Genomic DNA, 25756 nt, shown 5'->3' on the forward strand with positions numbered 1-25756 from the left:
CGTCATTGGACAAGCGCAGCCGCCGCACCGCCACTCGGCGAACAAGGAGGATCCCCGTGATTGAGAACGTTTCTCATCACCGGTTTAGTTCGCTGAAATTTACAATATTGGCCACAAAGGATCAGATCGCGTTCGCGCGCCAGAAAGCTCTTGCTCAACGGTCGCACGTCTGGGTACCAGATAGATCATAACAATAGGCCGGCGCAGATCGGCCTTCACACCGGGGAGGATTGAAATGAAGGTTTCAGTCAAGGCAGCGCTGCTCGCCAGCGGGATGATCGTCGCGTTTCCCGCCGTAGCGCAGGACATGCCGCAGACTGCACAGCCTGCGGCGGGGGCGCCCGTCACCAGCCCGCCCGGCACGGAGCAGGAGCCGACGCCCGTCGCGGCGCAGGTCGGGCCGGGCGAGAGCGACGCCGCCGATGAGATCGTCGTCACCGGCATCCGCGGCAGCCTCGCCTCGTCGGCGCGGATCAAGCGCGACGCGCAGCAGATCGTCGACACCATCTCGGCCGAGGACGTCGGCAAGTTCCCCGACGCCAACATCGCGGAATCGCTCCAGCGCATCACCGGCGTCGCGATCGACCGCTCGGGCGGCGAGGGCCAGTTCATCACGGTGCGCGGGCTCGGGCCCGAGTTCAACACCGTGCTCGTCAACGGCCGCGTCATGGCGACCGACAATCCCGGTCGCGAGTTCTCGTTCGACGTCCTGTCGTCGAACATGATCCAGCGCACCGACGTGTTCAAGTCGAGCGTGCCCGAGCTGCAGGAGGGCGGCATCGGCGCCACGGTTAACGTCATCACGGCGCGCCCGCTCGACGGCCGCAGCGGCTTCCACGTCGCCGCCTCGGCGGGCGGCATCTACGACACGCTGCGCGAGAAGCTCAGCCCCGATTTCTCGGCGGTGACCTCGCTGACCAACGAGGCCAAGACGCTCGGCATCGTCCTGTCGGGCTCCTACACCGACCGGCGCAGCCAGCTCGACTATATTCAGACCGACGGCTGGCTGTTCGGCCCGCAGAACGTCGTCAACGGCAGCGCGACCTCGACCGGGCTGACGACAGGCGCGCTGGGCAACACCGGCGCCACCGTCAACGTGCCGCAGAACCTCGCCTTCGCGCGCCAGCTCGACCGGCGTCGCCGGATCAACCTGGCGGGCGCGGTGCAGGCGCAGGTGACCGACCAGCTGCTGCTGACGGTCGACGGCATCTACTCCAAGTTCGACGTGTTCACGCACCGGAACATCTTCGCCAATTTCTACTCGGCGCCTTATATCGGCCTGGAGCTCGACGACACCGCCTCGGCGATCGGCTTCAACCGGCCCGGGCAGCAGTTCCTCGCCGCCAACCCGCTTCTGGCCGACCGCGTGTCGCTCTCGCAGAACGACAATATCGTCAACAACAACGACCGTCGCACCGAGACCTACCAGGTCGGCGGTAACCTTAAGTGGAACCCGACCGAGGACGTCGAGGTGCGGCTCGACGCGTCGCGGACTCGCGCGACTCAGCGCAACCCGACGCAGTTCGTCGTCGTCGGCTCGCTCGCGCAGACCAGCCCGCGGTTCGACCTCAACGTGGGTGACCAGGTCCCCACCGCGTCCAACTTCGGCAACATCACCGATCCCTCGCTGATGCGCGCGCATTTCACCGGCATCGATGCCAATCGCGTGCGCGACACGAGCTCGGAATATCACATCGATACGGACTATAAGATCCACGACAGCGTGCTGCGCTCGGTCCGGATCGGTATGGCCTATTCGGACCGCACCAAGATCCGCCGCTTCTTCAGCAATTCCGACGGCAATTGCGCCTATTGCGGCTATGACATCCCGGTCGACCAGTCGCTGCTGTCGCCGTACACGCTCGACAATTTTCTCAAAGGCGTCTCCGGCGCGCAGAACGCGCCCGGGCAGTTCTTCACCTACGACACCGACGCGGTGATCGCCTTCCTCTCCGATCCCGCCAACCTCGCCCGCGCCCGCCAGGGCCGGACCGCGGCGGAGCAGGCCGCCGAGGCGGCGCGCCTGCTGGCGCTGCCGGGCGGCCCCTACGGCGTGCGCGAGAATGTCGGCAGCACCGCCAACGTCAACGAGCGCCTGCTCGCCGGCTATATCGCCATGTCGTTCGGCGGCGAGCGCTGGAGTGCCAACGCCGGCGTGCGCGTGGTGCGGACCCAGACCGTGTCGCGCGGCTTCGCCCAGCCGGTCATCAACATCACCAACACGCGCGGCGACGACACGTTGGTCTTCACCTACGGCGACTCGACGCCGGTCTCGATCCGCAACAGCTACGTCAACGCGCTGCCGTCGGCGAACATCAAGTTCAACGTCACCGACAAGTTCATCGCGCGCGCGGCTTTCTCGCAGACCGTCACCCGACCGACGCTGACCGATCTGGGCGTCGACAATTCGTACGGGGGCCGCGTCTCGGTGCCGCAGTCGAGCGGCGGCAACCCGACGCTGGAACCGTTCAAGTCGACCAACTACGACATCTCTCTGGAATATTACTTCAACTCGATCAGCTATCTGAGCGCCGGCGCCTTCTACAAGGACCTCAGCAACTTCCTCGAACTGCAGACGCTGCCGGTCGAGCGCTTCGGTCGCACCTTCCAGGACACGCGTACGCGCAATGGCCAGACCGGCTGGATTCGCGGCATCGAGGTCGGCGGGCAATATTCGCTCGACTTCCTGCCCGGTCCGCTGTCCGGCTTCGGCCTCGCGGGCAATTACACCTATGTCGAGAGCAAGGCGGAGCGCGACGCCTCGCTGGCCGACTATGAGTGCGGCTACAACGGCCTGTCGCCGCACTCGGCGAACGGCAGCGTGTTCTACGAGAAGTACGGCATCTCCGCGCGCGGCTCGTACAACTGGCGCTCCGAATACCTGCGTTCGTGCCGGTCGGACCAGGGGCGCCCGCGCAACCGATCGAGCTACGGCCAGTTCGACTTCAACGTCGGCTACGACATCACGCCCAACGTCCAGATCTACGTCCAGGGCGTCAACGTCACCAACCAGCGGATCCACGAATGGTCCGCGATCGAGGAGCGATTCCTGCTGCTCCAGGAGACCGGCGCGCGCTACAATTTCGGCGCGCGATTGAAGTTCTGACCGCGGCGGGGAGGGCGTCATGAGGAACGTGGCGCTCGCCGGCGCGCTCGCCGCCTGCCTCCTGGCGGCTCCGGCCGCGGCGCAGGCGGGTCCACCCGCGGCGACGGAGACGAGTAGCAGTCTCACCGTCGCCGGGCTTGAGCTGACCGTCGCGGGCGCGCTCGACGGCTTCGCGCTCGAGCTTCGCGCCGAGCCGATCGCACCCGGCGTCGCGCGCGCGGTGCTGACGCTGACGCGCGCCACGCCCGCGCCCCCGCCGCGTCTGACGATCCGCTGGTCGCAGCCGTCGGTCGACATGGCCGGCATGTGGACACCCGACGCGGGCCTGGGCCGGACGATCGTGCCCGATTTCGCGTCGACGCGGCTGCGCTCGACGCTCACCGCCGCGGCGCCGGTGCTGGCGCTCTACGGGCGCGGCGAGCAGAACCGGCTCACCGTCGCCGTCGAGGAGGCGGTGACGCCGGTGCTGCTCGCGGCCAGGCTGCGCGAGGAGGACGTGCGCGTCTACGGCAGCGTCGAGCTGTTCAGCGAGCGCCACGCGCCGCTGACGCGCTACACCACCAGCCTGCGCCTCGACACGCGCGCTATCCCCGTCGCGGACGCGCTCGAGGACGTCGCGGCCTGGTGGTCGCGCCAGCCCGGCAAGGCGCCGGTGCCCGCGCCGCCGGGCGCGCGCGAGCCGCTCGACTCGACCTGGTACAGTTATCACCAGGCGGTCGACGAGGCGACGGTGCTGGCCGAGGCCGAGGCGGCGGCGCGGCACGGGTTCAAGGTGATGATCGTCGACGACGGCTGGCAGACCGGCGACACGAACCGCGGCTACGCGCATGCCGGTGACTGGCGGCCCGAGCGGCTGCGGCGCATGCGAGTCGTCACCGACGCGCTGCACGCGCGCGGTATGAAGGGGATGCTGTGGTTCTCGGTGCCGCTGGTCGGCGACGAGGCCGCGGTGTTGCCGCGCTTCCGCGGCAAGATCCTGCGGCGTTGGGCGGAGCAGCGCACCAACGTGCTCGACCCGCGCTACCCCGAGGTGCGCGCCTATCTGGTCGAGACCTTCCGCCGCGCGGTGCGCGACTGGGGCTGGGACGGGCTCAAGCTCGACTTCATCGACATGTTCAGCAGCGACGAGACGACGGTGCTCGACCGCGCCGACGGGCGCGACATCGCCTCGGTCTACGAGGCGGTCAACCGGCTGATGGTGGACGTGATGACGGCGCTGCGCGCGGTCCGGCCCGACGTCATGATCGAGTTCCGCCAGCCCTATAGCGGCCCGGTGATCCGCACCTTCGGCAACATGCTGCGCGCCTCGGACGCGCCGAACGAGTCGATCCTCAACCGCCAGCGGATCGTCGACCTGCGGCTGCTCGCCGGCGCGACCCCGGTCCACGCCGACCCGATCGTGTGGCATGCCGACGAGCCGAGCGACACCGCCGCGCTCCAGCTTCTCGACACGCTGTTCGCGGTGCCCCAGGTGTCGATGCGGCTCGACACGCTGACGCCCGCTCACGCCGCGATGCTGACGCACTATCTCGCTTACTGGCGCGCCAACCGGGACGTGCTGCTCGACGGGCGCTTCCGTCCGGAAGGGATCAACGCGCAATATGAGCTCGTCCGCGCCACGACCGCCGACAAGCAGATCGTCGCCGCCTACGCCGATCGCGCCATCGCGCTGGAAGCGTCGGCGCGCGCGATCGACCTGGTCAATGCCACCGCGGCGTCGCGGCTCGTGGTGGAGGCGACGCGCGACCTCGGCCGCTACGAGGCGCGCTCCACCGACGCGGAAGGGCGAGTGGTGTCGCGCACGCTGATCGACCTGACGCGGGGCGCGCATGTCATTGCCGTGCCGCCCGCGGGTATCGTGGCGCTGACCCGGCGACCGTGAGCGGCGCGGCGCCGGGTGCCGCATCGGACGCGACGGCGACGTCGACCGACGCCACCGCGCCGGGCAGGCGCCATTACGTCGTGCTCGATGGCTTGCGCGGCGTCGCGGCGCTGACGGTCGTCCTGTTCCACACGTTCGAGGCCTATGCCGGCGGCGACCCGACGCGGCAGATCATCAACCACGGTTACCTCGCGGTCGACTTCTTCTTCCTGTTATCCGGCTTCGTCATCGCTTACGCCTATGACGACCGCTGGGGGCGGATGGGGCAGGGCGAGTTCTACCTGCGCCGCCTGATCCGGCTCCAGCCGATGGTGGTGCTGGGCAGTCTGTGGGGCGCCGCGCTCTTCTATCTCCAGGCAGGCGAGCTGTTCCCCAGGGTGGCGGCGACGCCGGTGTGGCAGATGCTGCTGGTGATGCTGCTCGGCTGCACGCTGCTGCCGCTGCCCAAGCACCTCGACATCCGCGGCTGGGACGAGATCCACCCGCTCAACGGCCCGGCCTGGTCGCTGTTCTACGAGTATCTGGCCAACCTCGCCTATGCGCTGGTGCTGCGGCGGCTGTCGACGCGCGCGCTGACCGTGCTGGCGGTGCTCGCGGCGGCGCTGCTGCTCGACGTCGCGCTGCTCGGGCCACGGCGCGACCTGATCGGCGGCTGGTCGCTCGACGCCGCGGGCGTGCATGTCGGCCTCGCGCGGCTGTCCTACCCGTTTGTCGCCGGCATGCTGCTGATGCGGTCGGGCTGGCGGCTGCCCCATCGCCACGCCTTCGCGGTCAGCGCCGCACTGCTGATCGCCGCGCTCGCGCTGCCGCGCTGGGGCGATACGCCGCATCATTGGAGCAACGGCCTGTACGATGCCGCCTGCGTGCTGCTGCTGTTCCCGCTCGTGGTCGCGATCGGCGCCGGGCACCGGGCCGCGACCGGACGAGGCGTGCGGATCGCGCGCTTCTTCGGCGACCTGTCCTTCCCGCTCTACATCACCCATTATCCGCTGATCTACGTCTACACCGCCTGGGTGGCCGATCGGAAGGTGCCGGCGCGGATCGGCGCCCCCGTCGGCGCGGCGCTCGTCGTCACGGCGGTGGCGATCGCCTACGCCAGCCTCAAGCTCTACGACGAACCCGCGCGGCGCTGGCTGAGCCGCCGCTTCCTCGAGACGCGGTAGCGGCCCGGCCGGCCCGCGGCCGCTCGCTCACGGCTCCGCGCTCGCCTCGATGATCTCGCCGCCGTCGGGCAATGTGACTCGGAGCAGCCGCGGCTCTCGGTCCACCGCGATCGTGACCGGCGAGCCGCTCACCGCTCGCATCGGCGCGATCGGCCGCCAGGTTGAGCCGTCGTCCGAGATCTCGGCCGCGAGCCGCGTCGGCACCGTCGGCGCGCCGAGGCGCAGGACCAGCCGCGCGACGCGGCGGCGTCGCCCGAGGTCGAGCGTGAGCGTGCCGCTTCCCGCGCTGCGCCAGCTCGTGGCGTAATTGTCGTCGCCGGCGAGCGCGGCGGCGTGCGCGGGGTCGGCGCGCGAGGCGGTGATCGCCGCCGGTGCGATCGCGGAACGCGCGCGCCGCGTCGCGGTGCCGGGCACGTCGGCGCCCCGGTTGCTGGGCGTGACCGGCTCGATCCGGTCGCCGCGCACGACGAGCCGGTCCAGCGCCACCTGCCGCCGCACGTCGCCGCCCGGCGCATAGGGCAGCGACTGGCGGTGATAGAGGATGAAGTCCTCGCCGCCAGCGCGGAACACCGCGTGATGCCCGGGGCTGACGACGTCGTGCGCGCGATCGGTGGCGAGGATCGGCCGGTCCGCGGGCTCGCGGAACGGGCCGAGCGGCGAGGTGCCCACCGCGTAGCGCACCTGATAGCTGTCGGTGGTGGTGTTGCCCCAGCTGTACGTCAGGAAATAGACGCCGCCGCGCTTGAACATGAAAGGCGCCTCGAAATAATGCGCCGGGGTGACGTCGACCGGCGCGCCGTCGAAGCTCACCATGTCGGGCTTGAGCCGCACCGCGAAACAGTGGCCGTTGACCCAGTCGAGCCCCGATCCCCAGTAGAGATAGGCCTGGCCGTCGTCGTCGACGAAGGCCTCGGCGTCGATCATGTGATAGCCCGGGCGGAAATTGCCCGGAATCAGCGGTCGCCCTTCATTGGCGTCGCGCCACGGCCCAGCGGGATGGGGTGCGGTGCCGACCCACACCTCGCTGCCGACCGAGACGTACATCCAGTAGCGCCCGTGCGCGTGCACCACCGAGGGCGCCCAGACGCGGCTGTCGTTCGAGGTCGCACTCGTCGCGGCACGCTTGGTCGGCCACGCCGGGGTGGAGAGCGTCCAGTCGCGCAGGTCGCGCGAGCGCCACAGCGCCAGCGTGTCGCCGCCCCAGGGATCGATCGTGGCATAGACGAACCACTCGCCCTCGGCGTGGACGATCGAGGGGTCGGCGAAATACCCCGGCAGGATGGGGTTGTGCGCGCCGGGCGCGAGGGCGGGCGTGTCGGCGGCGGTCGTGGCCGCCGCGAGCAGCGGCAGTGCGAGCATCATGGAGCGCGTTCGTCGCATGGCTGTCCTTCTCTTAGGCGGCAGGCAGGCTGCCCCACCCCGATTCGTGCCGATCGAGTGGTTCTATCTCGATTCCGCTTCAGGATAGAACCAGCCCAACGCCGTCCCCCGCGTCATGATGGGGCTCCGGAGCGATGAGCGCGCGACGGTTGCAAACGATACCAGCGTCGATGCTCCCTTAGCAGCAACACCAAGTGGCTGATTGTAACCAGGAATGTCGTGGAGCGACGACCAATAAGAAAAGCATTTTGCGATAGTTTGAACGATAATACCAAAACAGTGCCTCGAAGCGCACGGAAGAGACCATTTTCTGCTTGACGCTCTTCCATATGTGACGGCACACTCTCACCCAAGAGAGCAGATCCGGCGGCTTGGACCGGCCTGCGCTCCCGCGATCCCGCCGGCCGAGGATCGCTCGGCGCCGCCCGCATCGTCGGGTCGGCGCCTGGTGTCTGACTGCCCAACGCGGCCGCTCGTCCGGCGGCCGGGCGCGACGCACGACCGCGGCGCGCCACCACGACCGGCGACATCGCGCCACCAGACGCGCGACCGCCGCTACCGGGCCGAACGGCCCACCGTCACCCGTGCCGCCCACGGGGCGCCGACGCCGCGCGTCGGCGAGTGCGGCAGGGGTGACGCGAACGACCTACCGGGGAATGACGCGACCGCGGCCATCGGCCGGGGGCGCCTGAAGAGGGAGCCATTGACGATGACGATTGCCCGCCGCAGCCGCGGCGCCGACCGGCGGCGCGCGCTCGCCGCCACCAGCTGCCTCGCCGCGCTGCTCGCCGCAGCGCCCGCGCTGGCGCAGACCGATCCCGCCGCGCCGCCGCCCGCCGAGACGATCCCGCTGGCGGCCCCGACCGCCGCCCCGGCCGACACGCCGGCGCAGGCGGGTGACGGCGCCGACGGCGCGAACGAGATCACCGTCACCGGCTTCCGCTCGAGCCTCGCCTCGGCCGCCGAGGCCAAGCGCAACGACATCCGCATCAGCGACGGCGTCACCGCCGAGGATATCGGGAAATTCCCCGCGCAGAACGTCACCGAGGCGATCCAGCGCATCGCCGGCGTGCAGATGTCGAACATCAACGGCCGCGGCTCGACGATCAGCATCCGCGGGCTGGGGCCGCAATATGCGCGCACCACGATCAACGGCCAGACCTTCGCCAGTGCCGACTTCAAGGACGGTTTCCGCTACGACATCGTCCAGACCGATCTCGCCAGCAGCATCCAGGTGATCAAGTCGCCCACCGCCGACATGGACTCGGGCGGGCTCTCGGGCACGGTCAACATCGATACGGTCAAGCCGCTCGCCTACAAGGGACCCCACTTCGTGGTGGGCGCCAAGGCCTATCACTCCGACTATCGCGGCGGCGTGACGCCCAAGTTGAGCGGCGCCTATATCGACCAGTTCGCCGACGGCACGATCGGCGTCATGGCGAACGTCAGCTACCAGCGGCTGACCGACCGCGGCGACTATGCCTTCATCAAGAACTGGTACAATGCCGGGGTGGTCGATCCCGACAATCAGGTGCCGGGCAACTTCCGGCTGCGGCGCATCGACCGCGACAGCAAGCAGCTGATGGCGAGCGGCGCGGTGCAGTGGAAGCCCTCGACCGCCTTCGAGGTCCTGCTGCAGGGGCAATATTCGAAGGACGACACGCGCTACGACACGCAGCAGCTGGTCTTCGGCCGCTGGGACACGTCCGCGATCACCGTCAACGGCACCGGGGGCGGGGTCGCCAACAAGCTGACGATCAGCGACTTCGGCGTCGGCAACAACGACCAGCCCGAGATCCGCAACCTCAAGACCCAGGCCTATACCGGCACGGTCAACTGGCGCCCCGGCGAGGGCTGGCTGGTCCATGCCGTCGGCCATTACACCAAGGGCGACGCCGACCTGCGCGAGTACGCTTCGATCGACGGCATCAACGTCGCGAGCGGCGGCACGCTCGACATCTCCGACTATCGCAACGTCAAGTTCACCACCGACCCCGGCGTGCTCGACGGCACCGCCTTCAATCCCACCAACCGCCAGTATTTCGCCTTCGTCGACGGCGCCACGCACATCCAGGCCGCGACCGACCGCGCGGCGCAGCTCGACGTCACCAAGGACCTCGACGTCCTGGGAGTGAAATCCTTCACCTTCGGCGCCAAGTTCCACCACGAGAGCTTCGGCACCGACGCCTATCGCCACGATCGCGACGCCGACGTCAACGATCCCGCCACCTACCCCGAATATGCGCTGATCCCGGACCTGAGCACGACCGGCATCCGCGTGACCAATTTCCTGGGCGGGCGCATGGCGATCCCGACCAACTTCCTCGAGACCAACGCGCCGCTGTGGCAGTCCATCCTCGCCAAGGCGGGGATCACCGTCCCCGACACGCGCGACTGGGCCAACACCTATCTCGTCGATCGCTACATCCCCGCGGTCTACGCCATGGCCAACATCGACACGACGCTCGGCAGCATGGGGCTGCGCGGCAACATCGGCGCGCGCTACGAGCGCACCAAGCAGGTGGTCACCGCCAACCTCACCAGCAGCACCGACAGCAGCGCCGCGCTGCTCGGCACGCAGAAGATCCGGCAGGACTATGGCAACCTGCTGCCCAGCGCATCCTTCGCGCTCGACGTGACGAGCCGGCTGGTGGCGCGCGTCGCGCTCGCCAAGGTGCTGGTGCGCCCGCTGCTCAACAACCAGACGCAGATGGCGGACACCTTCACCACCGACAATACCGGGCCGCGCCCCAGCGTCTCGGTCTCCGCCGGCGAGGCGCGGCTCAAGCCGCTCACCGCCAACCAGGCCGACGTCAGCTTCGAATATTATCACGGGCAGGGCAATTCGATCAGCCTGGCGGGCTTCTACAAGGCGGTGAAGAACGGCACCTTCACGCAATTCTATTGCCCCGACAGCTTCGACGGGGTGACGCTAAACGGCCAGGTCGGCAATTGCACCTCGGCGGACGGCCGCACCGACTATAACTTCAGCCGCAAGCTCAACGACGACAGCGTGATCCACATCAAGGGCGTCGAGCTCGCCGCGACCGAGAGCTTCGACGCGTTCCTGCCGGTGAACGGCTTCGGCGCGACCGGCAACGTCACCGTGGTCAGCGCCGACTCGCCCGCGCTCGGCACCGGCTTCAACCTGCGCGACCTCTCCAAACTGACGTGGAATCTGACGCCCTATTGGGAGGACCGAATCTTCAGCGTGCGCCTCTCGATCAATCACCGCAGCTCGTACAAGCAGGACGCCGCGTCGAGCTTCTTCGTCGACGGCGGACAGATCCACACCGTGCGCGCGCGCACCCAGCTCGACCTCGCGCTCGGCGTCGCGCCGACCGAGTGGCTCGGCTTCACCGCGGGCGTGATCAACCTCAACAACACGCGGGAAGAAGCCTATCAGACGACCGAGGACACGTTCCAGATGACGAGCCTGACCGGTCGCACCTTCTATGCCTCGGCGACGGCGCGCTTCTGATCGCCGCCCACCCAGCTCGACCGGAGATCGTTCGCTGAGCCTTCCCTTTCAGTCGCCCGCGATCTCCCACCCTGGCGGGGCACTCCGGTGCCTCGCCCCTTGTCGGTCGCGCGTGCGCGGCGTCGCGATCGGGCTCGCCGCGGCACTGACGCTGTTGGCGCCGGGCGCGTTCGCGACGCCCGCGGACGCGGCGCGCGCCGCGCTCGAGCGGCTCGGCGTGCCGCGCGACCGAGTCGCGGTGACGCTCGTGCGCGCCGAGGACGCGCGCTACCGCGTCCGCGTCGCGCGCGGGCGGGTGGCGGTGACGGCCTCCTCGCCCGCCGCGGCGGTGCGTGGCGTCACCGCCGAGCTGCGGCGGCAGGGCCTGTTCTACGCCGGCTGGGAGGGGCGCCGCGTCGGCGCGCTCGCCGCGCTGCGCGCCGACGACAGCGGCTGGGTCGCCTCGCCGTTCGGCTATCGCGCCTATCTCAACACCTGCACCTACGGCTATACCACGCCGTGGTGGGACTGGCCGCGCTGGGAGCGCGAGATCGACCTGATGGCGGTGCGCGGGGTCGACCTGCCGCTGGCGATGGAGGGGCAGGAATATGTCTGGCGCGCGCTGTGGCGCGAGCAGGGGCTGAGCGACGCCGCGATCCGCGACCATCTCGCCGGCGCGCCCTTCCTGCCGTGGCAGCGGATGGGCAATATGGCGGGCTATCGCGCGCCGCTGTCGGACCGTTGGATCGACAGGAAGCACGACCTCCAGCGTCGCCTGCTCGCGCGCTACCGCGACCTCGGCATGACGCCGATCCTGCCCGCCTTCGCCGGCTACGTGCCCGAGGCGTTCGCGCGCGCGCACCCCAAGGCGAAGATCTACCGCATGCGCCAGTGGGAGGGCTTCCCCGGCACCTATTGGCTCGACCCGTCCGACCCGCTGTTCGCCGAGCTGGCCGCGGACTTCCTGCGGCTCTACGCCGCCGCCTACGGCCCGGGCCGCTATTATCTCGCCGACGCGTTCAACGAGATGGTGCCGCCGATCGCCGACGACGGCAGCGACACCGCGGCGGCGAGCTACGGCGACAGCATCGCCAACACCGCGGCCACCCGTGCCGCCGCGCTCGCCCCGGCGGTGCGCGACGCGCGGCTCGCGGCCTACGGCCGGCGGCTGTACCAGTCGATCGCCGCGGCACGGCCGGGCGCGACCTGGGTGATGCAGGGCTGGCTGTTCGGCGCCGACAAGGGCTTCTGGACGCCCGAGGCGATCGCCGCCTTCCTGCGCGACGTGCCCGACCGCCGCATGCTGCTGCTCGACATCGGCAACGACCGCTACCCCGGCATCTGGAGCGCCACGCACGGCTTCGACGGCAAGGGCTGGATCTACGGCTATGTCCACAATTACGGCGGCAGCAACCCGCTGTACGGCGCGCTCGACTTCTACCGCCGCGACCTCGCCGCGCTCCAGGCCGATCCCGCGCGCGGGCGGGTGAGCGGCTTCGGCATGTTCCCCGAGGGACTGAACAGCGATGGCCTGGTCTATGACTATGCCTATGACGCCGCCTGGCCCGACCGGCGCGACGCCATGGACGTGCCGGCCTGGCTGGAGCGCTACCTCGCCGCGCGCTACGGCGCCGCCGACCCGGCCGTGGTCGCGGCGTGGCGCGACGTCGTCGCGGGCCTGTACGACACGCGCTACTGGACACCGCGCTGGTGGCACGAGCGCGCCGGCGCCTATCTGCTGTTCAAGCGCCCCGGCGCGGACGCCCCCGACTATCCCGCGGCGCCCGGCGACCGCGCGCGCGCGCGCGCCGGGATCGCGGCACTGCTCGCGCGCGCCCCGGCGCACGCCGACTCTGCCCTGTTCCGCCACGACATCGTCGATCTCGTCCGCCACGAGGCGAGCATCGCGACCGACGCGGCGCTCGCGCGCGCGGTCGCCGCCTATCGCGCCGGCGACGTCGCGGGCGGCGACGCCGCGACGGCGCGCGCGCGCGCGCTGGCCGAGCGGATCGACGCGCTGATCGGCGGCCAGCAGGAGACGCTGGCCAGCTGGATCGCCGACGCGCGCGGCTATGGCGCGAGCCCGTCCGAACGCGACCGCTACGAGACCGACGCCAAGGCGCAGGTCACCATCTGGGGCGGCACGGGCCATCTCGGCGACTATGCCTCCAAGGCATGGGCGGGGCTGTACGCGCATTATTACCTGCCGCGCTGGACGCTTTACCTCGACGCGGCGCGCGCCGCCGCGGTGGCGCGGCATCCGGTCGACGAGGCGGACGTGGCGCGGCGGCTCGCGACGTGGGAGAAGGCCTGGGTCGCCGATCACCGCCGCTACACCGCGGCGGCGCCGGCGGACGCGCTCGCCGACGCGCGCGCGCTGATGACGGAGGTGGAACGATGACCGGACCCGCGCGCCTCGAGCGCCCCGAGCGTTTCATCTCGCTCGACATGTTCCGCGGCGCGACGATCTTCCTGATGATCGTCGTCAACACCGCCGGTGCGGGCACGCCCTACACGCAGCTGGAGCACGCGCCCTGGATCGGCTTCACGCTCGCCGACCTGATCTATCCCTCCTTCCTGTTCGCGGTCGGCAACGCGATGAGCTTCGCACTGACCCGGCCGATGAGCGACCGCGTGTTCCTGCGCCGCGTGGTGCGCCGCGCCGCGCTGATCTTCCTTCTCGGCGTTCTGATGTACTGGTACCCCTTCGTCGCGCACGGCGACGGCGGCTGGTCGGCCAAGCCGTTCGCGGAGACGCGGCTGACCGGCGTGCTGCAGCGGATCGCGCTCTGCTACCTGCTCGCCAGCCTGCTCGCGCGCTATCTCACGCCGAGGCTGTTGGTGCTCGCGGCGGTCGCGCTGGTGGCGGCGCACTGGGCGATCCTGGTCGCGTTCAGCCCCGCGGGCGAGGCGTTCGGCCGCTACCACAACGCGGGGACGTTGCTCGACCTGTGGCTGATCGGCCCCGACCATCTGTACCGGCGCGACCACGGCTTCGATCCCGAGGGGCTGCTGGGGACGCTGCCCGCGACCGCCAACGTCATCGCTGGCTACCTAACCGGGCTGGCGGTGCAGCGCTGGGGCAAGCACCGCGCCACCGTGGCGCGGCTGGCGGGGATCGGCCTCGCGCTGAGCCTGCTCGCGCTGCTGCTCGCGCCGCTGCTGCCGGTATCGAAGAAATTGTGGACCGGCTCGTTCGTGTCGCTGACCGTCGGGCTCGACCTCGTGCTGCTCGGCGCGACGATCGGTCTGGTGGAGCTGCGCGGCGCGCGGCTCGGGCGCGGTTTCCTCCAGATGCTCGGGCGCAACCCGCTCGCGCTCTATCTCTTCTCCGAGCTGCTGGTGGTGACGCTCGAGCTGATCCAGGTGCGTCAGGGCGTCGGCCTCTATCACTGGATAGGGGCCGAGTTGTTCCAGCGGCTGACGCCGGGACCGCTCGGCTCGCTGCTCTGCGCGCTGGCCTATACCCTGGTGTGCTGCCTGTTCGCGCGCGCGCTCGATCGCCGCGGGATCATTCTCAAGGTGTGAGCTTCGTTGCCAGGAACGTGGCGAAGCGTCTGATTTCCGCTTCGCTTTCGGGCGGCGCGGAAGGAAAAGCGCGCGTCACGCCTCTCAACCGGGTAGCGGCACGGTTTAGGGGTCGGGAAAGCGCGACATGGCGAGCGGGACGGCAGGAGGCGCGATCGACGCCGCGCACAGGCGCCAGACCGCCGTCTGGGTCGCGCGCGAGATCCTGCCGCACGAGCATCGCGTCCGCGCCTGGCTGCGGCGCTCGGGCACCGCGCCCGAGGACGCCGACGAGCTGATCCAGGAGGCCTATTGCCGGATCGCCATGCTGGAGGCGGTCGACCACATCGACAGCCCCTACGCCTATTTCTTCTCGATCGTGCGCAACCTGCTGGTGCGGCGGCTCAAGCGCCAGCGCATCGTGCCGCTGGAGACGATCGCCGAGATCGACGCCTATCACGACGATCGCCCCTCGCCCGAGCAGCTCGCGGCGGGGCGGCTGGCCTATGGCAAGGCGCTCGACCTGATCGCGCTGCTGCCCGAGCGCTGCCGCCGCATCGTCCAGCTGCGCAAGATCGAGGGCTGGTCGCAGCGCCAGATCGCCGAGCATCTCGGCACCACCGAGAAAGCGGTCGAGAAGCAGGTCTGGCTCGGCGTGCGATTCCTGCGGCAGGAGTGGAGCCGCGCCGAGCAGGACGCGGACGATCTGATGAGCGAGCACGAGCAGCGCGGAGGGCGTCGGCGATGACGGGTCCGGTGACAGGTTCGGGGAACAAGCAGAGCGCGGGCGAGATCGCGGACGAGGCGGCGGCCTGGGTCGCGCGGCTCGACGCGGACGGCTGGTCGGCGGAGGACGAGGCGCTGCTCGAGGCGTGGATGGCGGCCGACCCGCGCCGCCGCGGCGCGCTGCTCCACGCCCAGGCCTGCTGGGTCGCGCTCGACCCGCCGGCACCGCGCCCGCCCGCGGCGGTGCGGCGGCGCGGCCTCCTCATGGCGGCGGGCGGCGCGCTCGCCGCCTCGGTGGCCGGCGGCGTCCTGTGGCTCGCGGGGGGTACGACCTATCGCACCGAGATCGGCGAGATCCGCCGCGTCCCGCTGGCCGACGGCTCGACCGCGACGATCAACAGCGACACGCAGCTCGAGGTGACGCTGGCGAGCCGCCGGCGCGAGGTGCGCATCGCCAGCGGCGAGGCGTGGTTCCGCGTCGCCAAGGATCCCGCGCGGCCGTTCGTGGTCGAGGCCGGGCAGGTGGTGGTGCAGGCGGTCGGCACCGCTTTCTCGGTGCGGCGTCGCGACGGCGGCGCGGACATCGTCGTCACCGAGGGCGTGGTGCAGGTCTGGGCGGCGCAGGCGGACGGCTACCGCACCAGCCTGGTGGCGGGGCAGAGCGCCTTCTTCGGCGACAATGCGGCGGTGCGGGTCAGCGACGGCCCGCCCTCGGCGGTCGACCGCGCGCTGGCGTGGCGCTCGGGCGCGATCGACCTGAGCGGGCAGACGGTCGCGCACGCGGTCGAGGATTTCAACCGCTACAACCGGCGCAAGCTCGTCCTCGCCGACCCGCGGCTCGCCGGCGAGCAGATCGACGGCATCTTCCGCACCGACGATCCGGAGGGCTTCGCGCGGGCGCTGCATGACAGCTTCGGCGTACCGCTCGATACCTCGGAGGCCGAGACGATCCGCATCGGTCGCGCGAAAAATGTATACGGCGCGGAAGGAACTTCCTCGCTCATGTCTCTCCACCAGCACGGGGAAGCAACGAGACCGTGAGGAGTGGATCGATGGGGGGAATGAGGCGGCACCTGTGGCTCGCGACGGGCGCGACGGTGTTGGTGGCGGCGCAGCCGGCGGTCGCGCAGGCCAAGCAGTTCGATATACCGGCGCAGCCGGCCGAGAGCGCGATCACCGCGCTCGGCCGCCAGGCGGGGGTGCAGATCGTCGCCGCGCGGTCGTTCAGCCGCGGCAAGCGCACCAACGCGGTGCGGGGGGCGATGAGCGTCGACACCGCGCTGACACGGCTGCTCGAAGGCACCGGCCTGCGCGCGCAGCGCAGCGGGCCGCAGACCTATGTCGTGCTCGGCCCGGTCGCGGCGATGTTCGCGCCGGTGAGCGCGCCAGCGACGGCAACCGCACGGCAGGTGTCGGCGAGTGAGCCGCAGGTGGCGCCCGGCGTCACCGCCGACCAGCCCGCCGACGGCGCGACCGGCAGCACCACCGCGGCGAACGTGCCGGGTGACGGCCAGGCGGAGGAGCCCGCGCGCGACGTCGTCGTCACCGGCTCGCGCATCGTCTCGGGCGGCTTCACCGCGCCGACGCCGACCCAGGTGCTGAGCTACGAGGCGATCACCAAGAACGCCCAGCCCAACGTCTTCACCACGGTGGCGCAGCTGCCCGCGCTGCAGGGCTCGACCGGTGCGACGGTGGGCGCCAACGGCACCTCCACCGGCGTGCAGGGGCTCAGCACGCTCAGCCTGCGCGGGCTCCAGCCGATCCGCACGCTGACGCTGATCGACGGCCAGCGCGTCGTCGGCGCCAACGTCACCGGCGTCGCCGACGTCAGCCTGTTCCCGCAGCTGTTGATCGAGCGCGTCGACGTCGTCACCGGCGGTGCCTCGGCCTCCTACGGCTCGGACGCGGTCGGCGGCGTAGTCAATTTCGTCACCAACACGCGCTTCACCGGCTTCCGGGCCAATATCCTCGGCGGGATCAGCACCTACGGCGACGACGCCAATTACACCGTGCAGGCGGCCGCGGGCAAGTCGCTCGCGGGCGACCGGCTCCACCTGATCCTCAGCGGCGAGTACAGCCACGAGGACGGTATCCGCTCGGCCGGCTTCGGCGTCGGCAACGATCCCAACGGCGACGGGCCCAACGGCCGCACCTGGCTCACCGCGCGCGGCGTGCAGAACCGCGGGATCACCACCGACGGGCTGCCGCAATATCTCGTGCGCGATCACGTCCAGTCGACCTTGTTCGGGCGCTACGGCCTGATCAACGCGGGTCCGCTCGCGGGCACCGCCTTCGACGTCAACGGCAATCCGGTGCCGTTCCGCTACGGCACCGGCTGTCTGCCGGGCTCGTGCATCGGCGGCGATCTCAGCGGCAGCGTGACCAACGGCAACAGCTTCAAGTCCGAGATCACACGGCTCAACTCCTACGGCCGGATCGGCTTCGACGTCGATCCCGACAACGAGATCTACGCCACGCTCAACGTCGCGCGCGTCGACACGAGCAACACGCCCAACCCCGGCTCGGCGCAGGACAATCTGACGATCCAGTGCGCCAACCCGTTCGTGCCGGCGGCGATCCAGTCGGCCTGCGCGGCCAACGGCATCACCAGCTTCCGCTTCGGCACGGTCAACCCGATGTTCGACTTCATCGACGTCAACACGCGGCGGCACCAGTATCGCGGCGTGGTCGGTGCCAAGGGCAAGGTCCCGGCGTTCGGCACCGACTGGCGCTACGAGGCCTATTACGAGCACGGCACCGGCATCACCGACATCAACGTCAACAACATCCCGCTGATGCCGCGCTACCGCGCCGCGATCCAGGCGGTGCGCGGCGCCAACGGCGTGATCACCTGCGCCGACCCGGTCGCGGTGGCGAGCGGCTGTTCCCCGCTCAACGTCTTCGGCGGCCAGGCGCCGACCGACGCGACGCGCTATTACATCGAGCCGCAGAACGGCCCGTACCAGCACACCCGCCAGACCCAGGACGTCGCCAGCTTCTCGGTCAGCGGCGAGCCCGTCGCGCTGCCGGCGGGACCGCTCGCGGTCGCGTTCGGCGCGGAATTCCGCCACGAATTCTACCGCGTCACCGCCGACCCCTACGGCAACGGCGTGCTGACCGGGGACGGCTATACCGACGATTACCCCGCCGACCCGCTGCTCAATCGCCAGGGCGGCAACTGGTACGCGGGCAATTACCGCAACGGCAGCGGCGGCTATGACGTGCTCGAGTCCTACCTCGAGTTCAACGCGCCGCTGTTCGACAGCGAGGCGATCGGCCGCGCCAACCTCAACGTCGCCGGGCGCGCGACCAACTACAGCACCTCGGGCACGGTCTATACCTGGAAGGTCGGCGGCACCTGGGACACGCCGCTCGACGGCTTCCGCCTGCGCGGCGTGACCTCGCGCGACATCCGCGCGCCCAACCTGTCCGAGCTGTTCGCCGCGCCGGTGACGAGCAACCGCACGGGCACGATCGACCCGTTCAACGGCAACCGCTCGATCACGGTGCTGCAGACCACCACCGGCAACCGCGCGCTCACCCCGGAGATCGCGCGCAACACCGAGGTCGGCTTCGTGCTGTCACGCGCCAGCTGGCTCCCCGGCTTCAGCCTGTCGGTCGACTATTTCCGCATCAAGATCGACGACGCCATCTCGGCGCTGGACGCGCAGACGCAGATCAACCTTTGCTACGGCGGGGTGCAGTTCACCTGCGGCTCGTTCGACCTGAGCAACCTCGACTCGGCGTACGTCACGGTGCAGCCGTTCAACTTCGCCTCGATCTTCACCGACGGGCTCGACATCGAGGCGAGCTACACCACCAAGCTCGACGGCATCGGCCTGCCGGGCCGGCTCAGCCTGCGCGGGCTGGCGACGCACACGATCAACTTCGTGCAGGACACCGGCCTGCCCGGCACGATCCCGCGCCAGCTCGCCGGCACCAACATCGAGGCCACCGCGGTGCCGCACTGGAAGGTGCTGGCGTCGCAGGACTGGAGCACCGACACGGTCAGCTTCACGGTGCAGGAGCGTTGGTTCAGCGCGGGCGTGTTCTCCAACGAGAACATCGTCTGCCAGACGAACTGCCCGGTCTCGACCGTCAACCACCCGACCTACGACTATAACCGCGTGCCGGGGGCGCTCTACGTCGACCTCGCGGCGTCGTACCGCTTCACCCCGGCGTTCCAGGCCTATGCCAAGGTCGACAACGTCTTCAACCGCGACGGCGAGACGGTACCCGGCAACATCACCACGCCGACGCTGTACGACGTGGTCGGCCGCGCCTTCCGCCTCGGGCTGAGGGCGAACTTCTGACGCTGAACTAGCAATCCTCCCCGGCACGGGGAGGGGGACCGCCGGCGAAGCCGGTGGTGGAGGGGGCTCCCCACGCAGCACAGCGCCTGTGGAAGCCCCCCTCCACCAGCCTGCGGCTGGTTCCCCTCCCCGCGAGCGGGGAGGATCTTCCTGCATTCCTCCGTGACGTAGGACCCCACCATGCTCGCTCTCCTGCTGATCGCGGCGCAGGCCGAGACCGCCGCGCCCGTGATCGAGCGCGCGATCGCGGCGATGTCGCTCGAGGAGAAGGCCGCGCAGCTCGGCAACGCCGCGCCGCCACTGCCCGCGGCCGAGCTGCCTGCCTATGATTATTGGAGCGAGGGGCTCCACGGCCTCGCGCGCAACGGCGTCGCCACCGTCTTCCCCCAGGCGATCGGGCTGGCGGCGAGCTGGGACGCCGACCTGCTGCGCCGCGTCGGCGACGTGGTCTCGACCGAGGCGCGCGCCAAGTACAACGCGCTGCCCCGCGGCGCGGCGCGGCCGCGCTTCGCCGGGCTCCACCTGTGGTCGCCCAACATCAACATCTTCCGCGATCCGCGCTGGGGCCGGGGGCAGGAGACCTACGGCGAGGACCCGTTTCTCGCCGGCCGGCTCGGGGTGGCGTTCGTCCAGGGCGTGCAGGGGCCCGACCCCGCTTCCCCCAAGGCGATCGCGACGCCCAAGCATCTCGCGGTCCATTCCGGCCCCGAGGCGGGGCGCAACGCCTTCGACGTCGACGTCTCGCCGCGCGACCTGGCGGAGACCTACACGCCCGCCTTCCGCCTCGCGCTGACCGAGGGCGGCGCGCTGTCGACGATGTGCGCCTATAACGCGCTCCACGGCGTGCCCGCCTGCGCCTCGGCGGCGCTGCTGAACGAGCGCGTGCGCGCGCGCTGGCGCTTCGGCGGCATGATCGTCTCCGACTGCGACGCGGTCGGTTATATCGAGAGCTTCCACAATTACCGGCTCGACCTGCCCTCCGCCGCCGCGGCGGCGCTGCGCGCGGGCACCGATCTCGACTGCGGGCCGAGCTACGACGCGCTGCCCGCGGCAGTGCGGCAGGGGCTGGTCAGCGAGGCCGAGCTCGACACCGCGCTGCGCCGCGTGCTCGGCTCGCGCGCCGCGCTCGGCATCGCCTTCGGGCGGCGCAGCCGGTGGGACCGCATCCGCCCCGACCAGGTCGACACGCCGGCGCACCGCGCGCTGGCGCTGGAGGCGGCGGAGAAGTCGCTGGTGCTGCTGACGAACAAGGACCGGCTGCCGCTCGCGCCCGGCACGCGGCTGGCGGTGATCGGCGCCAACGCCGACTCGCTCGACGTGCTCGAGGCCAATTACCACGGCACCGCCGCGGCGCCGGTCACCCCGCTCGAGGGCATCCGCGCGCGCTTCGGCGCCGCGCGCGTCCGCTACGCGCAGGGCAGCGTGCTCGCCGAGGGCGTCGCGGTGCCGGTGCCCGAGACCGCGCTCTCCGCCGACGGCCGCCCGGGCCTGCGCGGCGAGTATTTCCGCGGCGCGATCGCGGGTGGTCGCCCGCTGCTGACGCGCCAGGACCGCGTCATCGACTTCGACTGGGACCGCGCGCCGCCCGCGCGCGGGCTGGAGGACCGCCGCTACGCGGTGCGCTGGACCGGGCAGCTGACGCCGCCCGCGCCAGGCACCTACACGCTGCGGCTGGAGGTGCCGCGCTGCTTCGACTGCGACGGCCACGACCCGGTGCGGTTGTGGGTCGACGGCGAGCCCGTCATCGCCGATCGCGGCAGCGACGCGGGCGTGGAGGCGAGCGTCACCTTCGCCGACGCGCGCCCGCGCGCGCTGCGCGTCGAGCTCGACCATGTCAGCGCCGACGGCGGGATCGGGCTGCGCTGGGTCGCGCCCGCCGCGGCGCAGCTGGCCGAGGCGGTCGCCGCGGCGCGCGACGCCGACGTGGTGGTCGCCTTCGCCGGCCTGTCGCCGACGCTGGAGGGCGAGGCGCTGCGGCTCGACGTGCCCGGCTTCGTGGGGGGCGATCGCACCAAGATCGAGCTGCCCGACCCGCAGCGCGCGCTGCTCGCCGCGCTGGCGGCGACGGGCAAGCCGCTGGTGGTGGTGCAGATGACCGGCGCCGCCATCGCCGACCCCTGGACCAAGGCGACCGCCGACGCCGCGGTCGCGGCCTGGTACCCGGGCCAGGCGGGGGGCACCGCGATCGCGCGGCTGCTCGCCGGCGACATCAGCCCCAGTGGCCGGCTGCCGGTGACCTTCTACGCCGCCACGCGCGATATGCCGGCGTACATCGACTACAGCATGAAGGAGCGGACCTACCGCTTCTTCACCGGCACGCCCCTGTACCCGTTCGGCCATGGGCTGAGCTATACACGCTTCGCCTATGCCGCCGCCTCGCCCGCGGCTGTGACGGTCGCGGCCGGCGCCGGGCTCAGCGCCGCGGTGCGCGTGAGCAACACCGGCGCGCGCGCCGGCGACGCGGTGGTGCAGGCCTATCTCGCCCCGGTCGCGCCGCAGCCGCAGGGGCGGACCGTGCCGGTGCTGCAGCGCCAGCTCGTCGGCTTCGCGCGCGCGTCGCTCGCGCCGGGGGAGACGCGCGAGGTGCGGCTGACGATCGACCCGCGCTCGCTCAGCCTGGTGGCGCGCGACGGCACGCGCGCGATCGTGCCCGGCGCCTATCGGCTGTTCGTGGGCGGGGGCCAGCCCGGCGACGCCGACGGCGCCTGGACCGAGCTGACGATCACGGGTGAGCGCACCGTCCTGCCGGAGTGAGCCTGCGAAAATAGGAGGCTAAGCGCAGTCGACGTTCAGCCGATCCGCCCCTGCAAGGGCAGGATCAAAGCGGCTCCTGGATGTCGATCCTGCCCACGGCCGCAGGAACGTCCTCTGTTCCTCTTGACCTCCGCAGGAGCACTGTCGCGCTCACACCAGCGCGGACAGCCCCAGCGTCAGCACCAGCGCCACCACCGAGATCAGCGTCTCGCACACCGTCCAGCTGCGGATCGTGTCGGCGACGCTGAGCCCGAAATATTCCTTCACCAGCCAGAAGCCGCCGTCGTTGACGTGGCTCAGCACCACCGATCCCGCGCCGGTGGCGAGCACGAGCAGCTCGGGCCGCACCCCCGGGTTGGCGGCGGCGAGCGGGGCGACGATCCCCGCCGCGGTCGCCATCGCCACCGTCGCCGAGCCGGTCGCGACCCGCATCAGCGCCGCGATCAGCCAGGCGAGCAGGATCACCGGGACGTGGAGCTGCGCCGCCAGCGCGACGATCGCGCCGGACGCGCCGCTGTCGGTCAGCACGCGGCCGAAGCCCGCGCCGACGCCGACCACCAGCGTGATCATCGCGGTCGGGGCGAGGCACTCGTTGGTGTAGCGCTGCAGCGTCGCCGCGTTCAGTCCGCGCGCCAGGCCGAGCGTCCAATAGCTCACCAGCACCGCCGCGAGCAGCGCCACCACCGGCGTGCCGAGGAAGCGCAGCGCCTGGTCGAGCGGGGTGCCGGGCGCGGCGAGCGATGGCGCGAGGCTGCCGAGCAGCATCAGCGCGACCGGCAGGAGGAGCGTGGCCACCGTGATCGCGAAACCGGGCAGCGCGCGATCGGGCACGTCCTCCGCCGCGGGCGGGGGCGGCACCGCGGGGGCGAGCCGCGGCACCACCCAGCGCGCGTAGAGCGGCCCCGCGACCGCGGCGGTGGGCACGCCGACGATCAGCGCGAACAGCACCGTCAGCCCGACGTCGGCGCCATAGGCCTGGGTCGCGAGCATCGCGGCGGGGTGGGGCGGCACCATCGCGTGCACCACCGACAGCCCCGCCGCCATCGGCAGGCCGAGCCGCAGCGGGTGCTGGCGCAGCCGCCCCGCGACCGCGAAGACGATCGGCACCAGCAGCACGAAGCCGACCTCGAAGAATACCGGCAGGCCGACGATCAGCGCCACCGTCATCGCCGCCCAGTCGGCGCGGCGCGCGCCGAACAGGCCGATCACGGTGCGCGCGACACGGTCCGCGCCGCCCGACTCGACCATCATCTTGCCGAGGATCGTGCCGAGCCCGACCACCAGCGCGATATGGCCGAGCGCGCTACCGACCCCGGCCTCGAACCCCTTGACGATATCGGCGGGCGCGATCCCCGCGACCAGCGCGAGCCCGAGCGACACCAACGTCAGCGCGACGAACGGGCTGAGCCGCGCGCGCACGATCAGCAGGATCAGCAGCGCGACCGCGCCCGCGGCCTCCAGCAGCAGCAGCGTGCCGCCGCTCACTCAGGGCTGCTTCCAGGCGACGCAGTCGACCTCGACCTTGCAGTCGACCACCATCTGCGAGACGACGCAGGCGCGCGCCGGCGGGTGGGCGCCGAAATATTCCTTGAAGATGCGGTTGAACGACATGAAGTCGCGGGCGTCGTCGAGCCACACGCCGCAGCGCACGACATGCTCCGGGCCGTAGCCGGCTTCTTCGAGGATCTTGAGCACGTTGCGGATCGCCTGGTGGGTCTGCGGTATGATGCCGCCGTCGATCACCTCGCCGTCTACCATCGGCACCTGGCCCGAGACGTAGAGCCAGCCGTCGGCCTGGACCGCGCGCGCGAACGGCAGGTGCTGCCCGCCGGTGCCGCTGCCGCCCTCGACGCCGTAGCGCTTGATGCCGTCACTCATCGATGATGTCCTTCGTTCGGTTGTTTCTTCTGAAGACCCTCCCGGCACGGGGAGGAGTTGATCTGCCCTGCCGCCACTATCGCGCCGCGCCCGGGCGCCGCAGCAGCCGCCCGCCGCGCGCGCCGGTGACTCCGCCGCGATCGAGCGTGGCGACGCCGTTGACCCACACGCCCAGCACGCCCTCCGCGGCGCACGCCGGGTCGTCGTAGCTGGCGCGATCGAGCACGCGCGCGGGATCGAACAGCACGAGGTCGGCGGCGAGCCCGGCGCGGACATAGCCGCGGTCGCGCAGGCCAAGCCGGTCGGCGGTGAGCCCGGTCATCTTGCGGATCGCCTCGGGCAGCGCCAGCAGCCCGCGCTCGCGCACGTAATGCGCCAGCACGCGCGGGAAGCTGCCCCACAGCCGCGGGTGCGGGCGCGGGTCGCACGGCAGCCCGTCCGAGCCGATCATGGTGAGCGGGTGCGCCAGGATGCGGTCGACGTCGCTCTCCGCCATGCAGTGGTAGACCGCGCCGGCAGGCTGGAGACGCTGCGCCGCCTCGCGCAGCTCGCAGCCCCAGTCGGCGGCGATGTCCGCGAGCATGCGGCCGGCCTCGGCGGGCTCGGGCTCGGACCAGGTGATCAGGATCGGGGTCTCGGGCACCACCTGCTTCAGGTCGAGCGTCGAGGAGCTCGCGGTATAGGGGTAACAGTCGCAGCCGGTCGGGTGAGTCGCCGCGGCCGCCTCCAGCCGCGCCAGGATCTCGCCGCTGCGGCCGTACTGGCTCGCGCCCGCGCATTTGAGGTGCGATACCACCAGCGGCGCGGCGGCGTGGCGCGCGATCGCGACCGCCTCGTCGATCGCGGGCAGGATCGCCGCGCCCTCGCTGCGCAGGTGCGTGGCGTAGAGCGCGCCGGTGTCGCGCAGCGCCGCGGCGACCGCCATCACCTCCTCGGTCGAGGCGTGCGCGGCATTGGCATAGGCGAGCCCGGTCGAGAGGCCGAAGGCGCCGGCGTCGAGCGCGGCGGCGAGGTCGGCGCGCATCGCGGCGCGCTCGTCCTCGGCGGCGTCGCGGTCGAGCCGGTCTAGGTGCTGCGCGCGCAACGCGGTGTGGCCGACCAGCGCGACCACGTTGGTCGCGGGCATCGCCGCGTCGACCGCGGCGGCATAAGCCGCGAAATCGGCATAAGCGAAGTCGCCGGGTGCGCCGAGCAGCACCATCGGGTCGGGCAGCGCGTCGCCCGCGCGGCCGGCACCCGCGCTGATCCCGCAATTGCCGACCACCACGGTGGTGACGCCCTGGGTGATCTTGGGCGTCATCGCCGGCGCGGTGATCGCGACGAGGTCGTCGTGCGTGTGCGCGTCGATGAAGCCGGGCGCGAGCGCGAGCCCGCGCGCGTCGATCGCCTGCTCGGGCGGGGTGTCTGCGGCGGGCGCGACCGCGGCGATGATCCCGTCGCGCACCGTCACGTCGGCGCGGTAGCCGGCTGCGCCCGAGCCGTCGTACAGCTCGGCGCCGGCGATGATCGTCTCGGTCATGACTCCTCCCCGTCGCGATGCCGCCGGCATTGTCTCCGCTCACGAGATTAATGTAAACAATTTTAGGT

At 71.0% G+C, this 25756-nt stretch carries 14 protein-coding genes; 10 read left to right on the top strand and 4 right to left on the bottom strand.

What is annotated here, in order from left to right:
- Positions 1 to 235: 235 nt before the first annotated feature.
- From K7957_RS11260 to K7957_RS11270, 3 genes are read left to right on the top strand one after another with little or no spacing between them, the layout of a single operon-like run.
- Positions 236 to 3106: a TonB-dependent receptor gene (locus K7957_RS11260; RefSeq protein WP_223012078.1), complete on the top strand. Its 2871-nt coding sequence runs from the start codon at positions 236 to 238 to the stop codon at positions 3104 to 3106.
- Positions 3107 to 3125: 19 nt separating this feature from the next.
- Positions 3126 to 4988, top strand: a complete 1863-nt coding sequence (locus K7957_RS11265; RefSeq protein WP_223012079.1) for a glycoside hydrolase family 36 protein — start codon at positions 3126 to 3128, stop codon at positions 4986 to 4988.
- Entirely contained in the window at positions 4985 to 6151 is a 1167-nt protein-coding gene (locus K7957_RS11270) for an acyltransferase family protein (protein WP_223012080.1), read from the top strand. The genes K7957_RS11265 and K7957_RS11270 overlap by 4 nt, the downstream gene beginning before the upstream one ends.
- Positions 6152 to 6178: 27 nt before the next feature.
- Here K7957_RS11270 and K7957_RS11275 read toward each other — a convergent pair whose 3' ends face one another.
- Entirely contained in the window at positions 6179 to 7513 is a 1335-nt protein-coding gene (locus tag K7957_RS11275; RefSeq protein ID WP_246616975.1) for a family 43 glycosylhydrolase, read from the bottom strand.
- 727 nt (positions 7514 to 8240) lie between these two features.
- Between K7957_RS11275 and K7957_RS11280 the strand changes: the two genes are divergently transcribed.
- From K7957_RS11280 to K7957_RS11310, 7 genes are all read left to right on the top strand, one after another.
- Positions 8241 to 11012 (top strand): TonB-dependent receptor, encoded by a 2772-nt coding sequence (locus K7957_RS11280; protein WP_223012081.1) that lies wholly within the window; start codon positions 8241 to 8243, stop codon positions 11010 to 11012.
- Between the two features lie 112 nt (positions 11013 to 11124).
- Positions 11125 to 13392: an alpha-N-acetylglucosaminidase TIM-barrel domain-containing protein gene (locus K7957_RS11285; RefSeq protein ID WP_343228382.1), complete on the top strand. Its 2268-nt coding sequence runs from the start codon at positions 11125 to 11127 to the stop codon at positions 13390 to 13392.
- Positions 13389 to 14519 carry an acyltransferase family protein gene (locus K7957_RS11290; protein WP_223012083.1) on the top strand — a complete coding sequence of 377 codons (1131 nt, stop codon included), beginning with the start codon at positions 13389 to 13391 and terminating at the stop codon, positions 14517 to 14519. The genes K7957_RS11285 and K7957_RS11290 overlap by 4 nt, the downstream gene beginning before the upstream one ends.
- Positions 14520 to 14646: 127 nt before the next feature.
- On the top strand, positions 14647 to 15246 hold the full coding sequence (locus tag K7957_RS11295; protein ID WP_223012084.1) for an RNA polymerase sigma factor: 600 nt from the start codon (positions 14647 to 14649) through the stop codon (positions 15244 to 15246).
- A gap of 8 nt (positions 15247 to 15254) precedes the next feature.
- Positions 15255 to 16265 (top strand): FecR family protein, encoded by a 1011-nt coding sequence (locus K7957_RS11300; RefSeq protein ID WP_343228383.1) that lies wholly within the window; start codon positions 15255 to 15257, stop codon positions 16263 to 16265.
- Between the two features lie 20 nt (positions 16266 to 16285).
- Positions 16286 to 19537, top strand: coding sequence for a TonB-dependent receptor (locus K7957_RS11305; RefSeq protein WP_246616976.1), 3252 nt, complete (start codon positions 16286 to 16288; stop codon positions 19535 to 19537).
- 180 nt (positions 19538 to 19717) lie between these two features.
- Complete coding sequence (locus tag K7957_RS11310) at positions 19718 to 22291, top strand: glycoside hydrolase family 3 protein (RefSeq protein WP_223012086.1); 2574 nt, start codon at positions 19718 to 19720, stop codon at positions 22289 to 22291.
- Between the two features lie 150 nt (positions 22292 to 22441).
- Here K7957_RS11310 and K7957_RS11315 read toward each other — a convergent pair whose 3' ends face one another.
- The 3 genes from K7957_RS11315 to K7957_RS11325 all read right to left on the bottom strand — a co-directional run bounded on the left by K7957_RS11315 (position 22442) and on the right by K7957_RS11325 (position 25688).
- Positions 22442 to 23776, bottom strand: coding sequence for a GntT/GntP/DsdX family permease (locus K7957_RS11315; RefSeq protein WP_223012087.1), 1335 nt, complete (start codon positions 23774 to 23776; stop codon positions 22442 to 22444).
- Positions 23777 to 24169, bottom strand: coding sequence for a RidA family protein (locus K7957_RS11320; RefSeq protein ID WP_183925607.1), 393 nt, complete (start codon positions 24167 to 24169; stop codon positions 23777 to 23779).
- A 76-nt stretch (positions 24170 to 24245) separates the two neighbouring features.
- A complete protein-coding gene (locus tag K7957_RS11325; protein ID WP_223012088.1) occupies positions 24246 to 25688 on the bottom strand; it encodes an N-acyl-D-amino-acid deacylase family protein in 1443 nt (480 codons plus the stop codon).
- Between the last annotated feature and the right edge of the window lie 68 nt (positions 25689 to 25756).

Source organism: Sphingomonas yunnanensis (genome assembly GCF_019898765.1).
Taxonomy (GTDB): Bacteria; Pseudomonadota; Alphaproteobacteria; order Sphingomonadales; family Sphingomonadaceae; genus Sphingomonas; species Sphingomonas yunnanensis.